19 protein-coding genes and 2 pseudogenes are annotated in these 21,374 nt (G+C 65.9%); 9 read left to right on the top strand and 12 right to left on the bottom strand.

The annotated features are described in order from the left end of the window. The first annotated feature begins 22 nt into the window (after positions 1–22). Positions 23–706, top strand: coding sequence for a response regulator transcription factor (locus tag FOM02_RS33640; protein WP_027561389.1), 684 nt, complete (start codon positions 23–25; stop codon positions 704–706). Beyond that, positions 703–2,638, top strand: a pseudogene (locus FOM02_RS33635) (ATP-binding protein). Before FOM02_RS33640 ends, FOM02_RS33635 begins: the two are co-directional and overlap by 4 nt. Positions 2,639–2,776: 138 nt before the next feature. Here the strand turns inward: FOM02_RS33635 and FOM02_RS33630 are convergent. Next, positions 2,777–3,067 carry a hypothetical protein gene (locus FOM02_RS33630; RefSeq protein WP_027561391.1) on the bottom strand — a complete coding sequence of 97 codons (291 nt, stop codon included), beginning with the start codon at positions 3,065–3,067 and terminating at the stop codon, positions 2,777–2,779. A gap of 237 nt (positions 3,068–3,304) precedes the next feature. On the opposite strand from FOM02_RS33630, the gene FOM02_RS33625 reads away from it, so the two are divergent. The 3 genes from FOM02_RS33625 (at position 3,305) to FOM02_RS33615 (ending at position 5,377) form a co-directional block, all read left to right on the top strand. Continuing rightward, the gene (locus FOM02_RS33625) at positions 3,305–3,529 is read left to right on the top strand and encodes a cysteine rich repeat-containing protein (protein ID WP_027561392.1); all 225 of its coding nucleotides are present in this window, start codon (positions 3,305–3,307) and stop codon (positions 3,527–3,529) included. Positions 3,530–3,801: 272 nt separating this feature from the next. After that, a complete protein-coding gene (locus FOM02_RS33620; RefSeq protein ID WP_265440618.1) occupies positions 3,802–5,118 on the top strand; it encodes a hypothetical protein in 1,317 nt (438 codons plus the stop codon). 100 nt (positions 5,119–5,218) lie between these two features. Continuing rightward, a complete protein-coding gene (locus FOM02_RS33615) occupies positions 5,219–5,377 on the top strand; it encodes a hypothetical protein (protein WP_265440617.1) in 159 nt (52 codons plus the stop codon). A 210-nt stretch (positions 5,378–5,587) separates the two neighbouring features. Here FOM02_RS33615 and FOM02_RS33610 read toward each other — a convergent pair whose 3' ends face one another. The 4 genes from FOM02_RS33610 to FOM02_RS33595 all read right to left on the bottom strand — a co-directional run bounded on the left by FOM02_RS33610 (position 5,588) and on the right by FOM02_RS33595 (position 8,687). Further along, a complete protein-coding gene (locus FOM02_RS33610; protein WP_092218002.1) occupies positions 5,588–6,301 on the bottom strand; it encodes a hypothetical protein in 714 nt (237 codons plus the stop codon). Between the two features lie 75 nt (positions 6,302–6,376). Continuing rightward, on the bottom strand, positions 6,377–7,090 hold the full coding sequence (locus tag FOM02_RS33605; protein ID WP_027561394.1) for a hypothetical protein: 714 nt from the start codon (positions 7,088–7,090) through the stop codon (positions 6,377–6,379). Between the two features lie 134 nt (positions 7,091–7,224). Then, positions 7,225–7,473 carry a hypothetical protein gene (locus FOM02_RS33600; RefSeq protein ID WP_027561395.1) on the bottom strand — a complete coding sequence of 83 codons (249 nt, stop codon included), beginning with the start codon at positions 7,471–7,473 and terminating at the stop codon, positions 7,225–7,227. A gap of 248 nt (positions 7,474–7,721) precedes the next feature. Then, the gene (locus FOM02_RS33595) at positions 7,722–8,687 is read right to left on the bottom strand and encodes an NAD(P)H-dependent flavin oxidoreductase (protein ID WP_027561396.1); all 966 of its coding nucleotides are present in this window, start codon (positions 8,685–8,687) and stop codon (positions 7,722–7,724) included. Positions 8,688–8,793: 106 nt separating this feature from the next. On the opposite strand from FOM02_RS33595, the gene FOM02_RS33590 reads away from it, so the two are divergent. Next, positions 8,794–10,356 (top strand): AMP-binding protein, encoded by a 1,563-nt coding sequence (locus FOM02_RS33590; RefSeq protein WP_027561397.1) that lies wholly within the window; start codon positions 8,794–8,796, stop codon positions 10,354–10,356. 329 nt (positions 10,357–10,685) lie between these two features. Here FOM02_RS33590 and FOM02_RS33585 read toward each other — a convergent pair whose 3' ends face one another. From FOM02_RS33585 to FOM02_RS33555, 7 genes are all read right to left on the bottom strand, one after another. Beyond that, positions 10,686–11,459 carry a thioesterase family protein gene (locus FOM02_RS33585; protein ID WP_027561398.1) on the bottom strand — a complete coding sequence of 258 codons (774 nt, stop codon included), beginning with the start codon at positions 11,457–11,459 and terminating at the stop codon, positions 10,686–10,688. 237 nt (positions 11,460–11,696) lie between these two features. Next, positions 11,697–12,665: an NAD(P)H-dependent flavin oxidoreductase gene (locus FOM02_RS33580; protein WP_027561399.1), complete on the bottom strand. Its 969-nt coding sequence runs from the start codon at positions 12,663–12,665 to the stop codon at positions 11,697–11,699. Positions 12,666–12,847: 182 nt separating this feature from the next. Further along, a complete protein-coding gene (locus tag FOM02_RS33575; protein ID WP_027561400.1) occupies positions 12,848–14,248 on the bottom strand; it encodes an aspartate ammonia-lyase in 1,401 nt (466 codons plus the stop codon). Between the two features lie 31 nt (positions 14,249–14,279). Next, entirely contained in the window at positions 14,280–14,810 is a 531-nt protein-coding gene (locus FOM02_RS33570) for a hypothetical protein (protein WP_027561401.1), read from the bottom strand. 46 nt (positions 14,811–14,856) lie between these two features. Further along, on the bottom strand, positions 14,857–15,459 hold the full coding sequence (locus FOM02_RS33565; RefSeq protein ID WP_084334586.1) for a YqaA family protein: 603 nt from the start codon (positions 15,457–15,459) through the stop codon (positions 14,857–14,859). Between the two features lie 45 nt (positions 15,460–15,504). Next, positions 15,505–15,909 (bottom strand): phosphoribosyl-ATP diphosphatase, encoded by a 405-nt coding sequence (hisE, locus tag FOM02_RS33560; protein WP_027561403.1) that lies wholly within the window; start codon positions 15,907–15,909, stop codon positions 15,505–15,507. Between the two features lie 116 nt (positions 15,910–16,025). Next, positions 16,026–16,397: a hypothetical protein gene (locus FOM02_RS33555; protein WP_027561404.1), complete on the bottom strand. Its 372-nt coding sequence runs from the start codon at positions 16,395–16,397 to the stop codon at positions 16,026–16,028. Positions 16,398–16,623: 226 nt separating this feature from the next. Between FOM02_RS33555 and FOM02_RS33550 the strand changes: the two genes are divergently transcribed. The 3 genes and pseudogenes from FOM02_RS33550 (at position 16,624) to FOM02_RS33540 (ending at position 21,205) form a co-directional block, all read left to right on the top strand. Beyond that, complete coding sequence (locus tag FOM02_RS33550) at positions 16,624–17,685, top strand: ABC transporter substrate-binding protein (RefSeq protein ID WP_092217997.1); 1,062 nt, start codon at positions 16,624–16,626, stop codon at positions 17,683–17,685. 84 nt (positions 17,686–17,769) lie between these two features. After that, complete coding sequence (locus FOM02_RS33545; RefSeq protein ID WP_027561406.1) at positions 17,770–19,566, top strand: glucan ABC transporter ATP-binding protein/ permease; 1,797 nt, start codon at positions 17,770–17,772, stop codon at positions 19,564–19,566. 176 nt (positions 19,567–19,742) lie between these two features. Next, a pseudogene (locus FOM02_RS33540) lies at positions 19,743–21,205 on the top strand (D-alanyl-D-alanine carboxypeptidase family protein). Positions 21,206–21,374: the final 169 nt, after the last annotated feature.

Raw genomic sequence — 21,374 nt, 5'->3', positions numbered from 1 at the left:
CACGCGGTGCGGGACGATGAACATGAGCGAACAGGGCGAGACGGGTGAGGCGATCACTATCCTCCTCGTCGAGGACGACGCACCGACCTGCTGGCGGCTCCAGGATGCGCTGGTCAAGGCCGGCTACGAGGTGCGCAGCGCCGGCACGCTCGGTGAGGCCCGCTCCGCGCTCGGCGACGGCGCGCCGCGCGTGCTGCTGACCGATCTCAGGCTGCCCGACGGCCACGGCATCGAGCTGATCCGCGAAACCCGGCAGCGCTTTCCCGACACCGAGATCATGGTGATCTCGGCGCTCGGCGACGAGGAAAGCGTGATCTCCGCGATCACGGTCGGCGCCACCGGCTATCTCCTGAAGGACGCCTTCCCTACCGACATCGCCACCACGGTGCGCGATCTGGTCGCCGGCCATTCGCCGATCTCGGCCTCGATCGCCCGTTTCATCGTCCGCAGAACACAAGGTGCCGCGCAGAATTCGGCGGAGCCGCCCCCCGGGCCCGTGCTCAACACGGCAAGGCTGACCCCGCGGGAGATCGACATCCTCTGGGGCATCGCCAAGGGCTTCAGCTACGCCGAGATCGCCAGCCATCTCGGCTTGTCCAGGCAGACCGTGCCCGGCCACATCAAGAACATCTATCGCAAGCTCGAGGTGCACACGCGCAGCGAGGCGGTGTTCGAGGCGGTGCAGCAGGGCCTGATCAAGCTGTGAGCGAGATCGCGGCGAAGGCACCGGTCAAACCCGCGCGGCGCCGGCTGCTGGCCTCGCGCCTCGTGCCTTATCTGCTACTCCAGGCGCTGATCGTGATCGCCACCATTCTCGGACTGCGGCTGCTCCAGCCCAGCGATCCCGACGATCATGCCGTGACGGCCTTCTCGTTGCGGGAGGACGGCATGACGCGTCCCGTAACGCTGCCGCATTTCACCGCCTCGCGCTATTCGCTGGCGGACCCGCCGCTCTATACCGGCACCTTCACCTTCAGAAGCGGCGATGCGGCCTCAGGATGGTCGGTCTACCTGCCGCGCTTCAGCAACGCGGCGGAGGTCGCCGTCAACGGCGTCGTCGTGCTCGATTCCCGCCGCGACGCCAACGCCAACCGGCCGGACCGCAACACGCCGCAGATCGCGCTCATCCCGGCTTCGCTGCTGCGCGACGGCAGCAACGAGATCACCGTGCGGCTGTTCGTATGGGGACCGCTGAAGGGGTTTCTCGACACCGTCTATGTCGGGCCGGATGCAGCCCTGCGTCCGGCCTATGAGACGCGCACGCTGCTGTTCGTCACATTGCAGGTGGTGTTCTCCGCCTGGCAGTCGATCCTCGCCGTCATCCTCGCGATCATGTGGCTGATGCGGCGACGCGAGCCGGTCTATGGCGTACTGGCGGCTGCGATGGTGCTCGGCGTCATCCAGGCCTTCATGCCGCCGCCGGTGCCGCCGTTCACCGTGTCGCGGCTGCCCGCGGTGCTGCTCGCATCCGCGCCGATCGAGAGCGCGCTGATCGTCGCCTTCGGCGTGCTGTTCTTCGGCTGGCGCTGGCCGCGCTACGGCATCCTGCTGTTCGCGCCGGGGCTGATCATATTCGTGGTCGGATTGATCGCGGGACCGCCGCTGCCGCGCATCCTGTTCCTGGTGCTCGGCATCCCCACGGTCGGGCTCAGCCTGTTCCTGATGGCCTGCGTCACCACGGCCGCGGTGATCCGGCGGCAGGACGCGGCGAGCTTCACGATCGGCTGCGCGGTGACGATCGTGCTGACCTGCTGGATCCACGACATGCTGTCGGTGTTCGAGATCGTGACCAACGAGCGCATCTTCGTCTCGCGCCTGTCCTATTCGGCGATGCTGGTGGCGATCGGCGCCGGCCTGACCTGGCGCTTTGCCCGCGCGCTGAACCAGGTCGACAGCTTCGCAGGCCAGCTCGTGACCCGCGTGCGCGAGGCCGAGGAGCGGCTGAAGGCGAGCTTTGCCCGCGAGGAAGAGCGCGCCCGCGCCGCCGCGCTCGCCAACGACGCACACGCCTGATGCGCGACCTGCATGACGGTCTCGGCGCCAGCTCGTCAGCATCGTGGCACTGTCCGAGCGCGGCCATGAGGGCGCGACCATCACCGACGCAGCCCGCGCGGCGCTGAAGGATCTGCGTCTCGTCATCGACTCCATGGACGACATCGGCGGCGACCTGATGCTCGCGCTCGGCTCCTGGCGCGAGCGCGCGACGGCGCAATTGCGGCCGCACGACATCGCGCTCGACTGGCGCGTGACGACGCCGCAGGGCCTGCCGCTGCATCCGGAGCTGCGGCCCTGGCACGTCATCCAGATCGTGCGCATCCTCGACGAGGCCGTGACCAATGCGGTCAAGCACGCCAAGGCCCGCCACATCGCGGTGACCATCGAGACGCTGGAGGGGGGCCAGGGAAATGACCAGGGGCCGTATGGCGTGATCAGCGTGACGGACGACGGCTGCGGTTTTGCGCTCGCCGGCAATGGCGAAGCCGCGGGCGCGAGCCAGACCGCGCGCGGCCTGCGCAACATGAGAAGCCGCGCCGCGCGCTGCGGCGCCGTGCTCGATCTGAGCTCGGAGGGCTCGGGCACGCGCGTGCGGCTGCAGTTGCCGCGAATCTTTCCCGACAGCGACGCCGCCGCCGGCTGAAAAACCCCCTCCCCGAGCGTGTGGGACGCACGGAGAGAGGGAACGGGCCGGATTGTCTGCCTTGCGGAGGACGGGGGGTGTTCGTCCGCAGGGCTCCGTTGCCCGAAACGATGCAATCAACTCAATCGAACGAACTCGTCAGCGCACGCCGACCCGATTGACCGGACCGCCGCGGTTCATCGGCGTGCCTGCGCGAACGCCAACGCCGGGCGCGCCGACCCCGGGCGTTGCCACCGCTGCCGCGGCAACCGGGGCCCCGGGCGCGACCACCACCGCCGCGGTCGGCCGCACCACGCAGCCCTTGGGCACGCCGACCGTCTTGCAATACACCACCGCCTGCGCCGGGCTCGTGCCCAGCGCGACCGTTGCCGCACCCGCCAGCATCATCACCGTCAGCCCGGCGCTCAGCGCTCCCGCTTTTTTCGACATCTTGCTCTCCTCGTTCGCGTTCGGCGTCCCGATGCAATCACCGGGTTTCGCAGCCGACGTGAAGCTGTGAATGGCAAAAGACGGCGCACGGATACATGCCATGAAGATGGGGGTGCGGCGGCGATCAGCGCGAGCCGATGCCATGAACATGGCATGGACCGCGCGCACGGCTTCGCGAGATGGTCCGGCCCGCTTGATCCCAGGCGGGACAAACGACAATCCCAAAAGAGGTGCTTTATGAAGATTTCGGTTCTTGCCGCGCTGCTGCTCGCCGCCACCGCCCTGCCCGCCGCAGCGCAATCCGGTCCGACACCGCAGGAGCAGATGGCCTGCCGCAGCGACGCCAGCAAATTCTGCGCCGAGCATATCGGCAAGCCGCCGCAGATGAATGCCTGCCTGCGCGAGAACAAGTCGAAGCTCTCCGACAGCTGCCGCAAGGTGGTGGAATCGCACGGCGGATAGTCGTCGACGCGAACTGCGCTGCCGTCTTTCCGCGTGAAAGAAGGCAGCGCGCAAGCAGCTCGCGACATGAGCGCCCTTCGACGCAGGGCCCGATTGTCGCCGGCTTGGCCCGGCTTGTGCGGGCTGCAATGCAGCCCTTGAAGGCGGGCCGCACGGCAAGATCGCCGGCGGCTCCCGCACGTGCCATTTTTGGGACGGCGCCCGGACGGCCCCACCTCCGCGCCGCACTGTCGCAGGTCGCCTCAGCGCCCGAGATTTCGCGTTCCCGCATCTTGCACAACGAAAGATTGCACGCCAGTTTAGACGGGTTACACGCACGCATTGTCGCCCGGCCCGCACCTTTCGCGGCAATCGGGAATTTTTATCGACCTGATCTGGCCTGGTTGAAGGCCGCGATCGCGGACCATTTGTGCTTTGAAATTTGGAGCGCTCCAATGAGCATCAATTGGCGGCCCGCCAAGAGCCTTGAAGTCCTGCTCAAGCAGGTCAACGATATGGCGCCCGGACGCGACAAATCGAGCGACGGGATGCTCGGCGACACATCCCATCAGGCGCGCAAGTCCGATCACAACCCTGACGCTAACGGCGTGGTGACCGCGTTGGACATCAGCCATGATCCGGCCCACGGCGTCGACGCAGGCGATATCGCCGAAGCGCTGCGCCAGTCGCAGGACAAGCGCATCAAGTACATCATCTCCAATCGCCGGATCGCCTCGAGCGTCGTTTCGCCCTGGCAATGGCGTCCCTACAACGGCGCCAACGCCCACACGCATCATGTCCATGTTTCCGTCATGGACACGCCGACGCTCTATGACGACACGTCGCCATGGCAGATCGACGCCAACCTGATGCGGCGTGCCAAGATCATTCCCGAGACCGTGACGCTTGGCGGCAGCCGTTGCGCGAATATCACCGCGACCGTGTTCGGTGGCAGCGCCGATCAGGACGAGAAGAGCGCCTATGACGGCCACCGCATCGACGATGTGGAGCTCGGCGTCGCGCTGCCATTCCGCTTCGCGGGACCGCGGCCTCAGGTGCGGGTCACCAACAGGGCGAGTGGAAAATCCGTCGTCTGCAACATCGTCGATGTCGGGCCGTGGAACATCAACGACCCCTATTGGGAGAAAGGCGCAAGACCGCAGGCCGAATCCGGGACCGATATGAGGGGACGGCGGACCAACGGCGCCGGCATCGACCTCACGCCGGGCGCCGCGCGCGCGATCAGCATCCCGGGCAAGGGCGTGGTCGATTGGGAATTCGTGGGCGCCGCTCAGGGCCCGCAACCGAATGCCCAGGCCCTGCTGCCAATTGTCGCCTTGCTGCAGAAATTCGTGAAGGACGGAGCCATCAAGATGCCGCTTCCAGCCAACGATATCAGTGCGATTATCCAGCTGCTGCTCAAAGTCGCACAGGGCCAGAACGCAGCGCCCGGCTCGGTGGTCCCCCCCGGCGCCCGCGCCGGCTCTCGATCCTGCCGATCCGACCAAGCAGCTCATCGACGAGATCCTCAAGCTCGTCCTGCCGCAGGTCACCAAGCAGATTCCGCAACTTGGCCAGGTCAACGGCGCGCTGGGGCAGACGATCGGTGAGCTCCTCAACGGCAAGAAGACTGCGATCGGACTCTTCGGCACCCTCGCGTCGTGGCTGGCGCCGATCATCGGCTCCTCGAGCTTGTTCGGCGGTGCGGGCATGGCGGCCGGTGCGGCCCTCCCGGCCGCGGCTGGGGGCTTGGCCCTGGTGCCGCAGATCGGTGTGCCGATCTTCATCGCCATGACGCTGTGGGGCATTCTCGGCAAGGTCGAGAAATGGACGCAGGGCAACGTCCCTTTATCGCAGTCGCCGAAATAGGGCGCGGCGGACCCGCGATCTGGCTACCCCGGCGCACTGGCAACGACCACGGGAAATCGCGCCAACATAATAAATTGCCTCGAGCCTGAAACGGCCGGAGCGTACAACAACCGAAGGTAGTTGGAAAGAATCGAGGCACTCTGTCGCAGCGCCCACCGCGCTGGCGGTCTTGGGTTAACGCGCGCGGCGGCGGGGCAGACGTCTCAGGCGCTAATCATCGTCGTCGGACCCGAACAGCCTGATCTGCGGGACGCCACTGCGCGGACGGTTCGTATAATCGCGCGCGTCGGAATCTTCGCGGATGTTGCGCGCGACATCGTCCCAATCGGTGCGGTCGCGCATGCCGCGCGGTTCACGGGATTCGGAGTGACGGCGCTCGGCCCAGCGCTCACGGCGCTCCGCCCGGCGCCGCTCCGAGGCGGCGCGCTTCATGTCGGAATCTTTGGCCTTGGCATAGGCATTGTCAGGTGAGGAGGACGGCTCCGTCGACGCCTGCTGCTCGGCAGGTTTTGCGCCCTGCGGAGATGATGCAGGTGCCGGCTTGGCTTGCTCCTTGGGCGGCTCGACTGCGGCGGCTTGCGAAGGCCGCGGAGCCGCCGGTTCGGCGCTCGCCTGAGTGGTCTGCGTCTCGGACTTGGTCGCAGACTTGGCTTCGTCCTGCGCCTGCGCGGGCGCGGCAACCATCGCTCCGAAGGCTTGCGAGCCGGTGAGGTATTGAACGCGCTCGGACGGTGCATTGGTGGTCGCGGGCGTGTTGTCTGGTGCGGCGGCTGCAGCGCGCTGCGCCATCTTGCTGGCGTCCGCCCCCTGCTTCGGCGCGATCGGATTCATGATGTTGCCGGCGACGATGCCGCCGCCGAGGCCAATGGCGATGGCGGCAACGATCGTTCCGGCACCGACGAAATAAGCTGTCGAGGCGCGCATTGGCCCACTCCCTGTTTCGAGCGGGCAACGCATGAGGATTGCCGGATGTTCCTGATATCGGCGGGGAACCGCGCCTCAGATCTGCTGCGCGACCTTCTCGAGCCCGATGAGGCGGGCGAGCTTGCGCACTTCTTCCTTCTGGTCGTCACGCAGCTGGAACAGCAGCGGCATCGCGGCCGACTTCAACTGCTGGACCTCGTCGCAATTCGGATCGATCTGCGCGCTGGGCGGTGCGTTCGGATTTGACAGCTTGTTCGCCTGGATCTTGCGGGCGACGTTGCGCAGTGCGGTCTCGACCGAGGGCCAGTAATATTCCTGCGACGACGACAGCTTCAGGCGATCCTTGATGCCCGAGATCTGAACGTCGGACAGCAGCGAATAGGATTTCTGCGGCTGCGGCTTGGCGACGACCTTCGGCTTGGCCGGGACCTCGACGGCGGGAATCTCGGCGGCGGCGGGCGCCTGGTGCGCGCTTGCCTTGGGCATCGGAAAATCCGACGGCGTGGCAGCGGCAAAGGCCTGGCGCAGCGGCTCGGTCAGCACGGGCGCCTGCGAAAGCTTGTCGGCCGGCACCTGAACCGGGTCGATTGCAGCCGAGGCCAGTGCCAGCGTCGGAACCAGGCGGTCGGCCTTGGCAGCGCGATTGGTCGCGAGCGGCTTGGGCGGAGGCGTCTGCGCGATCATCTCGGCACTGACGCTGGGCACGCTGTCGCGGCCGAGAATGGCGGTGGTGGCGGCGCCGAGGACGAGGAAACAGGTCAGCACGACGATGGTGATGGCTCTGGACAAACGTCTCTCCGGAACGATCGCTTCACGAGTTTGTTAGGGATGCCCGGAAAAAGGGCGCGAAATAAGGCTCGAGTGTGCCGTCGCTGCGACAATCAGCATGCCTGCGACGACATTTCCCGAAAAGGCCAAGGAAATCAGGCAGCTGCCGACAGGTCGTAGGCGTCCTGGATGTCGGCGACGATCTCGGAGGCCTCCCACACCGCGCGCGGTTCGACCGATTGCAGCGTCACCGTCCAGTTGCCGCCGCGACGGGTGCGGGGAACGCTGACGATGTCGAACCGCACGTTTCGGCACAGCGGGTGGCGGGCCAGCGCGTGGGCGACGCGGATGCGGATCTCGTCCAGCGTCGCGGCTGTCTTGCTGTTGAGAAAATCGAAGTCCATCGCCTGTCCCTCTCGGTCCTGATTGGCGGCCGTGAGGGGATTCTTGGCGGGGCTTGGTTAATCTGCCGTTAAGTGGGCCGGGCCGGAGATATGCGGGATTAACTGTGACGGATGCGCTGGCGCCTCCTCTCCCTCTCCCCGTTCTTACGGGGAGAGGGTGGGGTGAGGGGCTGTCTCCACAATCGCGGTAACAGCTGCCCTCGCGGAGGCTCCCCCTCACCCGCCGCGCGCGGGGAGAGGCGAAGAGCTTACCGCCCAACCGCTTCGCGGTATTCCGCGATGGTCCGCGCAACGAGATCGCTGGCCGCCGGCACGTCGGTCACGCCCGACGTCGAATGCCCGCCGCTCCAGATATCGCGCCAGCGTTTGGGCCGGTTCTCACGCGCTGCGACGTCGATGTCCTTGCCGATGTCGATCGCGCCGCGCGCCGGTAGATCATTGGGGTCAAGGCCGGCGGCGGCGATCGACGGCTTCAGCATGCTGGTCTGAAGGCCCGTGAACGCGGTGGTCAGCAGGATGTCGTCGGCGCTGCTCTCGACCAGCATCTGCTTGTGGCGGTCGTCCGCCATGCTCTCGCGCGTCGCGATGAACTTCGTGCCCATGTAGCCGAGATCACAGCCGAGCACTTCGGCCGCATGCAGCGCTTGGCCGTCGCTGATGCCGCCCGCGAGCACGATGATGCCATCGTAGAACGAGCGCACCGCGCGGACGAAGGCGAACGGATTGAGCCAGCCAGTCTGCCCCCCTGCGCCCGCGGTGAGCAGCACGAGACCGTCGGCACCAGCTTCCGCTGCGCGTTCGGCGTGACGGATCGAGGCAACATCCGCCAGTACCAGTGCGCCCGCATCGTGCAGCGGCTTCAACACCGGCTCGGGCGAGCCGACCGATGTGATGACGATTTCAGGCTTGTGCTTCAGCAGCACGGCGAGATCCTGTTCCAGCCGCGCATTGGAGCGGTGCACGATCAGGTTCGGGCAGAGCGGCGCTGCCTTGCGGCCGGCCTGTCGTTCGTGCTGCAGCAGCCGCGCTTCGATCTCGCTGAACCACGTATCGAGTTGTTCCGTGCTGCGGCAATTCACGGTGGGAAAGCTGCCGATCACGCCATTGCGACAGGCCGCGACCATGAGCTCGACGCCCGACACCAGAAACATCGGCGCTGCAATCAAGGGCAGCGCGAGGCGATCACGAAAGAGTCGCAGTCGATCGGATGTCACTCACGCCTCCTTGCACGGGCTTTGCCGTTCCATCCCGCCTTCTCTGTGCTAGCGTTGCGCAAACATTGGCACGCGAGAAGCCAATGACAAGACAACGAGGAAACATATGTCCGATCAGCTCCACGCATCGTCCCCGACTTGCGCGCAGACGCTACGGGCATTGGCGCGCTATCCTGGCCGCACGGCATTCGCTTGGCCCGGCGGATCGCTGAGCTATCAAGGCACCATCGACCTGATCGGACGCATCCAGGGCGTGTTCATGCGGCTCGGCTTGCAGCGAGGTGCGCGCGTTGCCTTCCTGACCGCGAACCGCGCCGATACGTGGTGCGCCGGTGTCGCCGCGCAATTGTCGCGGTGCTGCATCACATGGTTGCACCCGCTGGGATCGCAGAGCGACCAGCTATTCCAGCTCGAGGATTCGGAAGCCGAAGTCCTGGTGGTCGATGCCGCCGCCTTCCGCGATCGCGGCGGCGAGCTCGCCGCGCAAGCTGCCCGGCTCAAGGCCGTCTTCACCATGGGGCCGGCCGAATACGGCGTCGATCTGCTGGCGGCGATCGAGAGCGCTGGCCATGTCAGCGCACAGTGCCTCGCAGGTCTCGATGATCTCTCCACTCTGAACTACACCGGCGGCACGACGGGCAAATCCAAGGGCGCGCTGCGCTACCATCGCGAGAACGCCGGAGCTGCCGCCGCGATCCTCGCCGACTTCGAGATCCCCGATGCCGCGCGCTATCTCACCGTCGCGCCGATCAGCCACGTCGCCGGTACGAAGGTGCTGCCGACGCTGATGCGCGGCGGCACCGTGCACATGCTGAAGGGCTTCGATCCCGAAGCCGTGCTGGCGACGATCGCGCGCGAGCGCATCAATTTTACCCTGTTCGTGCCGACCATGATCTATGTGCTGCTCGATCATCCCGCACTGAGCAGGACCGACCTCTCCTCGCTCGAGCTCGTGCTCTACGGCGCCTCCGCGATGTCGCCGAGCCGGCTGGTCGAAAGCATCGAACGCATCGGACCGGTGTTCTCGCAGCTCTACGGCCAGACCGAATGCTACCCGGTCTCGGTGCTGCGCAAGGCCGATCACGATCCCAGGACGCCGGAGCTGTTTTCGTCCTGCGGCTTCCCGATCTCAGCCTGTGAGGTCAGGATCCTCGACGACAACGACAACGAGGTGGAGACGGGCGAGGCCGGCGAGATCTGCGTGCGCGCGCCGCATGTGATGGCGGAATACTGGAAGCGCCCTGACATCACCGCCGAGACGCTGAAGAACGGCTGGGTGCACACCGGCGACATCGCGCGCAAGGACGAGCGCGGCTACATGTTCATCCTCGACCGCAAGAAGGACATGATCGTCACCGGCGGCTTCAACATCTTTCCGCGCGAGGTCGAGGACGTGCTCTCCCAACACGCCGATGTCGCGATGGTCGCGGTGGTCGGCGTCCCCGACGAGAAATGGGGCGAGGCCGTCACCGCAATCATCGTGCCGCGCGAGGGCGTCAGGCCCGATCCGGACGAGCTGATCAACATGGTGCGGGCGCGAAAAGGCTCCGCGCATGCGCCGAAACAGATCCAGTTCGTCAAGCAGCTGCCGATGACCGGCGTCGGCAAGGTCGACAAGAAGGTGCTGCGCGCGGGGTTTTGGAGCGGGCGGGACCGGATGGTGGGGTAAATCCCCGGGATTTTACGGTGGTCATTGTGGCTCCGACACCACAGCGCGCAACGGAGTGTGCGCCGGCAATGCCGACCCGATTGCCCGCGAATCAGGGAATCACCTAGACCAGCTGACGGGGCTGGGAAGCGGAGTAACGCATGAGAGTCGCTTCCCTGGAAAGTGCAGTCGCCGCGATCACGTTGATCACGGCTATCGTCGTGGTGCTGTGGGAGATCAAGATCTTCTACGGAATATGAACTGGCAGGATGCCGAGCATCCCTTCCGCGGCGGCGGAAGTCTGCCGTTCAATCGGCGCCAGGTGCAACCATGGCGCGCTTGCCGTCATTTCACCGCTTCTCGATCACCAGGCTTTGCACGGCGCGGCCGAAATAGCCCTGCCGATCCGCCAGCCGCGACATCGCGAGCCCAGCACCGTCAGGTCCGATCCAGGATTCGCCGTCGAGCAGGATCCACTCCCCGACCGGCTGGCGCGCGAAGCTCACCGTCAGGTCGGCATTGATGTAGGTCCAGGCGCGGAAGTCGAGCGTCGAGGCGGTGCCGTTGGAGAAGTCGGCGGCGACCACGGCGCGCATGGCCTGCGAGATCGCTTCGCCCTCGATCAGAGGATAGTCGACGCGAAACCAGATCGCGCCCGCGCCGGCCTGGCCGAAGCGGCCGCGCGCGGCGCGCATCGAGACCGATCGCACGAACGGGCTGGTGGCGGCGTGACCGTCCTCGACCAGCGAATCCTCCGGCGAGGGCAGCGTGACCGGCAGCTCCTTGACGTCATCCGGCAGTGCCTGCGCCTTCGCCTTGATCTTGAGCACGGTGGCACCCACGACCTGCACGCCGTCAGCCAGAAGCTTCACTTCGCAGAGCTGGATCTTGCGGCCCTCGCGCAAAACCTCGGTTACGATGGTGAGCGGCGCCACCGGCACGGGACGCATCAAATCGATGGTGACGCGCGCGATATTCATGGGCACGGGCGCCGGGATGCGTTCGGCCGCCCACGTCACCAGCGAGGCCGGCGCCGAGCCGTGCTGCATGCGCCGGTCCCAGGGACCGGCAGCGTCCGGGCTGGTGACGACGTTGTCGCCGTCGACGCGGTAGATGGCGGTCATCGTGTCTCCGTGGAGCAAACTCGGCGCGCAGCAACCGGTGTCGTCCCCGCGAAGGCGGGGACCCATAACCCCAGGGAGAAGTTGTAGCGCAAGACCGGTAACCACGAGCCTTCGCCAAACTCCTCCCTGGGGTTATGGGTCCCGGATCGGCGCTCCGCTCTAGACAACGCTACGCGTTGTCGAGAGCTACGCTTGTCCGGGACGACGGATGAGAGAGATGTGGGGCGATGGCCTACATCACAACGGCGGGTCGATCGCCTCGTCGTATTCCTTCTTGAAGCGCGCGATCAGCTCGGCCGCGGGCACGACGCCCTCGATGCTGCCGATGCCCTGGCCCGAGCCCCAGATTTCCTTCCAGGCCTTTGGCTTGGCGCGCTCTCCGGAGGCGTCGGTGCCGAAATTCATCTTGGAGGGATCGGAGGTCGGCAGGTTTTCCGGATCCATGCCGGCCGCGAGGATCGACGGCTTCAGATAGTTGCCGTGCACGCCGGTGAAGAGGTTGGAATAGACGATGTCGTCGGCAGTCGAGCCTGCGATCATCTCCTTGTACTTCTCGACCGCGTTGGCTTCCTTGGTGGCGATGAAGGCCGAGCCGATATAGGCGAAGTCGGCCCCCAGGATGCGCGCAGCGCGGATCGCCTTGCCGTTGCCGATCGCGCCCGACAGCGCGATCGGGCCGTCGAACCATTTGCGCGTCTCAGCGACGAAAGCCAGCGGCGAGATGGTGCCGGCATGGCCGCCGGCGCCGGCCGCGACCAGGATCAGGCCGTCGGCACCCTTCTCGATCGCCTTGTGGGCGAATTTCTGGTTGATCACGTCGTGGAAGACGATGCCGCCCCAGCCGTGGACGGCCTGGTTGAGCTCCTCGCGCGCGCCGAGCGAGGAGATGATCATCGGCACCTTGTACTTGGCGCAGAGCTGCATGTCGTGGTCGAGCCGGTTGTTCGACTTGTGCACGATCTGGTTGACCGCGAACGGCGCCGACGGCTTGTCGGGATGAGCACGGTCATAGGCCGCAAGCTCTTCGGTGATCCGCGCCAGCCATTCGTCGAGCAGCTCCGGCGGCCGCGCATTGAGCGCCGGGAACGAGCCGACCACGCCCGCCTTGCACTGCGCGATCACGAGATCGGGCACCGAGATGATGAAGAGCGGCGAGCCGATCACGGGGATCGACAGGCGCCCCTTGAACAGGGCGGGCATGGACATTGCGGAACGGTCCTCTTGTGACGGTCAAATGGAAGCTGGGAGCCATACCAACAAGGCAATCTTTCCACTGTCAAGTATTGCGTTTTGCAGCCGCGGCGGATGCAGTTACCGCAATTCCAACGCGCGGAATTCGTCCGCCGTCATTCCGGGTTCGCGCCTCGCGCGCCCCGGAATGACGGCGCCTACCCGATCAAATCCGGATTGATCAGCCGCTCGAACGAGAACATCTCGTCCCACTTCTCCTGCGTCAACAGCTTGCGTTCGGTCACCACGATCTGGTGCAGCGACTTGCCGCTTTTGTAGCCTTCGCGCGCGATCTCGGCGCATTGCTTGTAGCCGAGCAGCGGCTTCAGCACCGTGACGATGCCGAGCGAGTTCAGCACCATGTTGCGGGTGTGGTCTTCATTGGCGGTGATGCCGACGACGCAGTTCTCGCGCAGGCTGTTCACTGCACGCTCCATGGTGCGGATCGAGAAGAACAGCGCGAACGAGATCACCGGCTCCATCACGTTGAGCTGGAGCTGGCCGGCGGAGGCCGCCAGCGTCACCGTGGTGTCGAGGCCGATGACGAGGAAGCTGGTCTGGTTGACGACCTCGGGGATCACGGGATTGACCTTGCCCGGCATGATCGAGGAGCCCGGCTGAAGCTGCGGCAGGTTGATCTCGTTGAAGCCGGCGCGCGGGCCCGAGGCGAGCAGGCGGATGTCGTTGCAGATCTTCGTCAGCTTGCTCGCGGTGCGCTTGAGCACGCCGGAGAGCTGCACATAGGCGCCGGTGTCGGAGGTCGCTTCCACGAGATCGCCGGCGAGGATGAAATCGACGCCGGTCAGCGCGCTCAGATGCCGGACCGCGAGCTTGGGATAGCCGACCGCCGCGGTCACGGAGGTGCCGATCGCGGTGGCGCCGAGATTGATCTCGCGCAGCAGCGCGCGTGCTTCCGAGATGCGGTCGACCTCCTCGCCGATCGTGGTGCCCCATCCCCGGAATTCGGCCCCGAGCGACATCGGCACAGCGTCCTGGAGATGCGTGCGGCCCATCTTCAGCACGCGGTCGAATTCGCGGCCCTTGGCGAAGAAGGCCTCCTGGAGCTGGCGTAGCGCCGTCATGTAGCTCTCGAGCCGCAGGATCAGCGCCAGCCGGAACGCGGTCGGATAGGTGTCGTTGGTGGACTGGCCGTAATTGACATGATCGTTGGGGCTGACGTGCTGATAGTCGCCCTTGTTGAAACCGAGCGACTCCAGCGCGAGGTTCGCGATCACCTCGTTGGCGTTCATGTTGGTCGAGGTGCCGGCGCCGCCCTGGATGAAGTCGGTGACGAACTGGTTCATCATGTCGCCGGCGATGACGCGGTCGCAGGCCAGGATGATCGCGTCGGCCACCTTGGCGTCGATCGCGCCGAGATCGCGGTTGGCCATAGCGGCGGCCTTCTTCACGAAACCAAGCGCCTTCACGAAATAAGGCTCCTGGTTCATCGGAATGCCGGTGATGTGGAAATTCTCCTTACCCCGGATGGTCTGGACGCCGTAATAGATGTCGTCGGCGATCTCACGCTGTCCGAGGAAGTCCTGCTCCATACGGCTCATGGGCGCTCCTAGCTGCTCGCGCGTCACCGCATCAGTTCTGGCATAGCGCGCTGGTCACGAAAGTGTCGGTGCGGCAATCGTCAGGTTTGCGTTGCCGGCCCGGAATCAGAACCTTGGCCGAGCATTTTTCGGCGGAGTCGGCGTTGATGCTCTTGCCTTCCTTGTAGCCCTTGGTCCGGCAGAGCTGGTCGGCGGCAAGCTTGCAGTCGGGCGCGCCGTTGGACGAGACCGGGCACGCCACGCGCCCGGAGACCATGGTCGAGGGCGTTGCCAGCCGCGACAGGTCGCTCATGGTCTCGCTCGGGCTTTTGATCGGCGGCAGGATCGAGGGCAGCTTGTCGAACAGCTTGCCCATTTCGTTGATCAGGCCGGGATTTTCCTCGCGCGTCGGCGGGGTAGGCGTCGACGGCGGCGGCGCGGCCTGCGGTCCCTGCTCCTGGAGACCGAGCGAGGGAGGGGCGGATTGCGGCCATCCCGTCTCGCTGCCGCCGAGCAGGATCAGCAGCACTGCTGAAGTCGTCGTCCCGAATCTCACAGCCGGATTGCCGGATCGAACCATCATGAGGGCAACCGTAGCCGAAGCCGGCGCAGCGGCAAAGCGTTGCGGGTCAGATCAATTTGACCGCCACCACGAAGCCGAGCACCAGCACGGCGGCGCCGATCGCCACCCACAATCCGAGATGCTCCTCGAGCTTGTGCCGGATCCAGTCACCGTAGCGGTTGAGCAGGATCGCCACGATGAAGAAGCGGCCGCCGCGCGCGACGATCGAGCACAGGATGAAGAGAATGAGACTATAGCCGGCAAAGCCCGAAGTGATGGTGACGAGCTTGTAGGGGATCGGCGTCAGGCCCTTGAGCAGGATGATCACGGCGCCCCATTCCGCATAGGAGGCGCGGAAGGCTTCGACCTTGTCGCCGAGGCCATAGACCTGGATCAGCCAGTGGCCGACCGAGTCGAACAGCAGCGCGCCGATGGCGTAGCCGAGCAGGCCGCCGAGCACGGAGGTGACGGTACAGACCGCGGCATAGACCCAGGCGCGCTGCGGGCGCGCCAGCGACATCGGGATCAGCATCACGTCCGGCGGAACCGGAAAGAACGAGCTTTCTGCGAAAGCCACGGCTCCCATGATCCAGAGCGCGTAGGGCTTGTGGGCGGCGTCGATGCACCAGTCGTAGATACGTTTCAGCATGGCGCCGCGATGAAGCACCATGGGACGGATTTGTCCATCGCGAGTTTTTGAGCGATTTGTGACGCCCTAGTGGCGCTTGCGCCCCGCCCGCCCTTCCAGGGCGACAATTGGCCGCCGCGCCGAGATGCGCGGTGACGCGACTTTGGGCAGTTTCATCGGCGACTTCGGCAGCTTCTCGGCGATGCCGAGCATGTCTTCCCGCCGCGCCATCTCGCGCCAGACGTCATCGGGGCGCACACCGGCGGAGGCCCAGAGCACGGTCAGGTTGTAGAGCAGGTCGGCGCTCTCGCGGACCACGGCTTCGCTATCGCCGTTAACCGCGTCGATCACGACTTCGATAGCCTCTTCGGCCAGCTTCTTAGCCATTTTGGAGGGGCCGCGCTGAAACAGCCGCGCGGTGCGCGATGTTGCCGGATCAAGGTCCCTGGCCGCGAGCACAGCCAGATATAGCCGCTCAAGCGAATCACTCATGTACGCGAAAATACTCTAAACCGGTGGCGAGCGCGTTAACGTACGGCAGCAAAAGCAAAAAACCGGCCGTCGCGGCGCCGCGACGGCCGGTTGTGGTCAACCTTTGGTAGCCAAGGTCAGTAGCAGTTCTGGACATAGCCCTGGCCGCAGAGCTCCGACGGCGCCGAGCCGCCATAGCGCTGGTACTGGTAGTTGGGGCCCGGACCGTAATAGGGGCCATAGGCAGGGGCACTGTAATAGGCCGGACCGCCGTAATAGCCATAGCCTGGACCGTAGTCATAGGCGTAGGCGTCACGGCTCGCGGCGATCGCAAGGCCGGTGCCGATGGCGCCTGCAATGGCCGCGCCGGCGAAGGCCGCGCCGCCGCCGCCATGCCAATGGCGGCCGCCTGCATAGGAGGCGGTCGGGGCGGCAGCGGTCAACGCCAGTACTGCGGCCGTGGCAAGGACGGCCTTGCGGCCGCCAAACTTGGAAAATCTGTCAAACATGTCCTGGACCCTCCTTGGGACCTTCAATGGTGCCTTGAGACAGGCTCATGTCTCTCAAACACCCGCATCCATGTTGGGTTCCCCAACCCCAACACAAGCTGAACGGGGTTGCGTAATCGTGACGCAACCTCCGCTCATCCGCCGTTCATGTTGGCGTTGACAGACTGCCCGCCAGCCGGCGCTGCAAGCGTCACGAAATCATAACAATGCGGGACCGGCGCCACTGATGTCTGGATTCAAGACGATCGCCCTTTGCCGCCTGCCGGCCCTTGTGCTCGCCCTCGCAATCTCGCTCGCCGCTCTGCCTGCACGCGAGGTCGCGGCGGCCGATACCGCCGCACCGTCCACTGCGATCCACTTCACGTTCGATCGCCCGATCGATGCGAGCATGGCGCCGTTCTTCCTGGCCGCAAAGGACGGCGGCCTCAGTGCCGAACGTCTCAACGTTTCCTTCAACAGCGCCGCCGGATCGCCGGAGGCGCTCGCGCGCGTCGCCAAGGGCGACAGCGAGCTCGCGCTTGTCGACATCAACGAGCTGATCCGCTTTCGCGACAAGGACGATGCGGCGCCGGTCAAGGCGGTGTTCGTGCTGTTCAACCGCGCGCCTTACGCCATCGTTGCGCGGCGGAGTCGCGGCATCCATGTGCTGTCCGATCTCGACAGCAAGACCGTCGGCGTTGCCGAGAGCGATCTGTCGATGCGGCTGTGGCCCGCGCTGGCGCAGCGGAACGGCATCAACACCTCGCACGTGAAATTCCACAAGATCAGCGCTGCCGTGCGTGAGCCGATCCTCTCCGCAGGCCAGGTCGATGCCGTGGCCGGCTTCAGCCATCTCTCTGCGGTGAATCTGCGCGACCGCGGCGTGCCCGGCAGCGATCTCGTCGTGCTGCGCTTTGCCGACTATGGCTGCGAGGCCTACGGTTTTGCCGTGGTGGCCAATCCCGCTTTCGCCGCGGCGAAGCCCGACGCGGTGAAGGGATTCGTTCGCGCCTTGATCGCGGGCATCCACGCCACCGTCAAGGAGCCGGCGCGTGCGGCGGATGAGGCCGCAAGCCGCATCGACGACGGCGACCGCGACCTCGAGCTCGAGCGCCTGCGCACCGTGCTCGCCGACAACATCCTGACCGACGAGGTCAGGCGCAACGGCCTCGGCGGCATCGACCCGGCGCGTCTGGAGCGCTCGATCGACCAGATCGCGCAGGATTTCAAATTCCGCAAACGCCCGGCGGCCGCCGACATCTTCGACGACCGGTTCCTTCCGCCGGTCGCAAGCCGGCTCGTCAACTGAGCAAAACCGCAAGCTTCCGCTGTATCTCGCGGGCGATCCCTGCTTAAAATGCGGCTCCATCAGCCGTCCGAGTTGCTTGCCCGCATGTCCATATTCCGTCTCTACACCCGTGTTCTGGAACTGCTCGGCAAGGAAGCGCGGCTCGGCTGGCTGCTGGCGGTCGCCAATCTCCTGCTCGCGGCCTCGCAATTCGCCGAGCCGGTGCTGTTCGGCCGCATCGTCGACGTGCTCTCCGGCAAGACGGTGGCCGGCTCCAACTCGGCCTGGCCGTTCCTGGGTGCCTGGGTGGCGTTCGGGCTGTTCACCATCGCCTGCAACGCGCTCGTCGCATTGCAAGCCGACCGGCTCTCCCACCGCCAGCGCCAGGCGGTGCTGACCAGCTATTTCGAGCACATTTTGCAACTGCCGCTGACCTTCCACTCCGGCACCCATTCGGGCCGGCTGATGAAGGTGATGCTCAACGGCACCGACGCGCTGTGGCGGCTTTGGCTCGGCTTCTTCCGCGAGCATTTTGCTGCGATCCTGTCGGTCGTCGTGCTGCTGCCGCTCTCGCTCTATCTGAACTGGCGGCTGGCGATCCTGCTGTTCGTGCTCTGCGTCGTCTTCACCGCGCTGACGACCTTCGTGGTGCGCAAGACCTTCGGCATGCAGATGGCGGTCGAGGAGCACTATAGCGAGCTCTCCGCGCGCGCCTCCGACGCGCTCGGCAATGTCGCGCTGGTGCAGAGCTTCGTCCGCGTCGAATCCGAGGTGAAGGGGTTGCGCTCGGTCGCCGACGAGCTGCTGGCGGCGCAGATGCCGGTGCTGTCGTGGTGGGCGCTCGTCACCGTCATCACGCGAGCCTCCACCACCATCACGGTGCTCGCGATCTTCACGCTCGGCATCGCGCTGCACGACCAGGGCCTGACCTCGGTCGGCGAGATCGTGATGTTCGTGAGCTTTGCGACGCTGCTGATCCAGAAGCTCGAGCAGGTCGTGAGCTTCATCAACAGCGTCTTTATGGAAGCGCCGCGCCTGCGCGAGTTCTTCGGCGTGCTCGATGCGGTGCCCGCGGTGCACGACCGCCCCGATGCGATCGACGCGGGGCGGCTCTCCGGCCTCGTCGAGTTCAACGACGTCACCTTCTCCTATGACGGTAAACGCCCTGCGATCGAGGACCTCTCCTTCACCGCGCTGCCCGGCCAGACCATCGCGCTGGTCGGCCCGACCGGTGCCGGCAAGTCCACCGCCATCGCGCTCTTGCATCGCGCCTTCGACCCGCAATCCGGCTTCATCAGGATCGACGGCATGGATGTGCGCGGCGTGACGCTGACCTCGCTGCGGCGGAACATCGGTGTCGTGTTCCAGGAAGCGCTGCTGTTCAACCGCTCGATCGCGGAGAATCTTCGCGTCGGCAAGCCGGATGCGACCGAAGCCGAGATGCGCAAGGCCGCGGAGCGCGCACAGGCGATCGAGTTCATCGAGCGCAGCGGCGGCTTCGAGACCAATGCCGGCGAGCGCGGCCGCATGCTCTCTGGCGGCGAGCGCCAGCGCCTCTCGATTGCCCGCGCGCTGCTGAAGGATCCGCCGATCCTGATCCTGGACGAGGCGACCAGCGCGCTCGACGCCGTCACCGAGGCCAAGGTGAATGCCGCTCTCGACGAAGTGATGAAGGGCCGCACCACCTTCGTGATCGCCCATCGTCTGTCGACCATCCGCAATGCAACACGGATCCTGGTGTTCGAGAATGGCCGCGTGATCGAAAGCGGAACTTTCGATGAACTCGTGGCCAAAGGCGGCCATTTCGCCGAGCTCGCCAGGGCGCAGTTCATGGTTCAGGAAAACGCACGGGCCAGCGTGACGGCGGGCGAGACTGCCGCGACTGCGGTCAAGTCCCCATAGGACCGTCGAAATTCGGCCTATTTCATTGCGGAATACCGCACCGATCCCCCTATTCTCGCCGCACCAGCCGGTATAGGTTTGCGACGCCGCAAGCGGCGGCGCCGGATTTCAGAACCGAACGTCAGATCACGAGAGCCGGCCGTATCAGGCGGGTCTCCAAGGACCGGAATCGGATAGTGCACGCCATTCGCCCGCTGCTTCGCAAATCCCTGTTCAGCCTGTTCGCTGCGACGCTCGCATGCGCCGCACTGCTCGCGCCGCGCGCGGCGAGTGCCGAAGCGCTGCTGCTGATCGAAGCCGACAGCGGCAAGGTGCTCCAGGCGGAGAACGCGACCATTCCGTGGTATCCGGCCTCTGTCACCAAGATCATGACGGCCTATGTGACGCTGAAGGCGGTGAAGGACGGAAGGCTCACGCTCGACACGCTGCTCACGGTGTCGCCGACGGCCGCCTCGCAGTCGCCGTCGAAGATGGGGTTCCGTCCGGGAACGCAGCTCACCGTCGACAACGCGCTGAAGATGATGATGGTCAAGTCGGCGAACGACATGGCCGTGGTGCTCGCCGAAGGCGTCGGCGGCTCGATCGACGGCTTCTCGGCGATGATGAACGACACCGCGCAGCGGCTCGGCATGACGCAGACGAGCTACGTCAATCCGAACGGCCTGCCCGCCGACGGCCAGATCACCTCCGCGCGCGACCTCGGCATTCTCGCGCGCTCGTTCCTGCGCGACCTGCCCGAATACGAATACTACGTGCACATCCCGGCGATCCGCTTCGGCAAGCGCGTCACCGGCAATTTCAACAAGCTGATCGGCCGCTATCCCGGCGCCGACGGTTTCAAGACCGGCTTCATCTGCGCCTCCGGCTACAATCTCGTCGCCTCCGCCACGCGCAACGGCCGCCGGCTGATCGCGGTCGTGCTCGGCGCCAACTCCGGCACCGCGCGCGCGGTGAAGGCGGCGCAGCTGCTCGAGCGCGGCTTCAGCCAGGACAATCTCACCTGGCTCCGCCCCTCGCTCGGCACGGTCGACAAGCTGGTGCCGGTCGACGCTTCGCCGCCGAATCTGCGCGAGGAGATGTGCGGCGGCCATCGCAAGCGCCCGGCGAGCGACGACGACGATGCGCTGATCGCCACCAATGGCGGCACCGCCGGATCGGCCTCGGCCACCGGCGGCGAAGCCCAGGTCACCTTTTTCACGGCCGGCTCCAGCCGCCGCTGATGAAGGCCTCCGAGCTGATGGCCACCGCTCCCGCGGCGGCCGAGCCCGTGCTGGTCTATACCGGCCCGACCCGCACCGGCACGGCCCTCATCGCGGCGGTGGCCGCCGATGCTGACCAGCAGGCGACGCCCAAAGCGCGTGGCAAGAAGTCGCGCGTCGCCAAGAAGCCCGACGCCGCCGACAAACCCGCGGACAAGCCGAAGGAGCCGAAGACAGCGGCGGCCAAGCCCGATGCGAAGAACAATGCGAAGGGCGACAGCAAGACCGCAGCCAAGCCGGCCGCCAGGCATGCCGCGGCCAAGCCGGATGCAGCGTCGAAACCTGCCGAGAAGCCCGCGAGCGGCGAAGCGGCGGCAAAACCCGCCAAGCCCAAGGCCGCGACCAAGCCGGCTGCTGCCAAGCCCGCGAACAACAGTTAACGCCGCCTCGGAATTGAATCACAGCCCGCGCTTCGCAGTTGCGGCAAACCGATTTGCGACGATTCCAGTAGCCACTCCCCGGCCTTTGCCCTAAGCCACGACGGCTTGCCACCTGTTCCGGCAGGCTCGATACTGCCGGCAATGAGGCAAGCCCGAGACACAACGGGCT

The organism is Bradyrhizobium sp. SEMIA, assembly GCF_014844175.1.
Lineage (GTDB): Bacteria > Pseudomonadota > Alphaproteobacteria > Rhizobiales > Xanthobacteraceae > Bradyrhizobium > Bradyrhizobium arachidis.
The sequence above is the reverse complement of the archived record's forward strand: the minus strand, read 5'-3'. Positions and strand labels throughout refer to the sequence as shown.

Bases quoted from the DNA above. Each gene is read 5' to 3' on its own strand.
- FOM02_RS33615 (WP_265440617.1), top strand. From the start codon at position 5,219: ATGGCGGCCGGTGCGGCCCTCCCGGCCGCGGCTGGGGGCTTGGCCCTG.
- FOM02_RS33585 (WP_027561398.1), bottom strand. From the start codon at position 11,459: ATGACCGCCATCTACCGCGTCGACGGCGACAACGTCGTCACCAGCCCG.
- FOM02_RS33570 (WP_027561401.1), bottom strand. From the start codon at position 14,810: ATGATGGTTCGATCCGGCAATCCGGCTGTGAGATTCGGGACGACGACT.
- FOM02_RS33575 (WP_027561400.1), bottom strand. From the start codon at position 14,248: ATGAGCCGTATGGAGCAGGACTTCCTCGGACAGCGTGAGATCGCCGAC.
- FOM02_RS33555 (WP_027561404.1), bottom strand. From the start codon at position 16,397: ATGTTTGACAGATTTTCCAAGTTTGGCGGCCGCAAGGCCGTCCTTGCC.
- FOM02_RS33590 (WP_027561397.1), top strand. From the start codon at position 8,794: ATGTCCGATCAGCTCCACGCATCGTCCCCGACTTGCGCGCAGACGCTA.
- FOM02_RS33550 (WP_092217997.1), top strand. From the start codon at position 16,624: ATGTCTGGATTCAAGACGATCGCCCTTTGCCGCCTGCCGGCCCTTGTG.
- hisE (WP_027561403.1), bottom strand. From the start codon at position 15,909: ATGAGTGATTCGCTTGAGCGGCTATATCTGGCTGTGCTCGCGGCCAGG.
- FOM02_RS33545 (WP_027561406.1), top strand. From the start codon at position 17,770: ATGTCCATATTCCGTCTCTACACCCGTGTTCTGGAACTGCTCGGCAAG.
- FOM02_RS33640 (WP_027561389.1), top strand. From the start codon at position 23: ATGAGCGAACAGGGCGAGACGGGTGAGGCGATCACTATCCTCCTCGTC.
- FOM02_RS33625 (WP_027561392.1), top strand. From the start codon at position 3,305: ATGAAGATTTCGGTTCTTGCCGCGCTGCTGCTCGCCGCCACCGCCCTG.
- FOM02_RS33600 (WP_027561395.1), bottom strand. From the start codon at position 7,473: ATGGACTTCGATTTTCTCAACAGCAAGACAGCCGCGACGCTGGACGAG.
- FOM02_RS33610 (WP_092218002.1), bottom strand. From the start codon at position 6,301: ATGCGCGCCTCGACAGCTTATTTCGTCGGTGCCGGAACGATCGTTGCC.
- FOM02_RS33580 (WP_027561399.1), bottom strand. From the start codon at position 12,665: ATGTCCATGCCCGCCCTGTTCAAGGGGCGCCTGTCGATCCCCGTGATC.
- FOM02_RS33565 (WP_084334586.1), bottom strand. From the start codon at position 15,459: ATGGTGCTTCATCGCGGCGCCATGCTGAAACGTATCTACGACTGGTGC.
- FOM02_RS33630 (WP_027561391.1), bottom strand. From the start codon at position 3,067: ATGTCGAAAAAAGCGGGAGCGCTGAGCGCCGGGCTGACGGTGATGATG.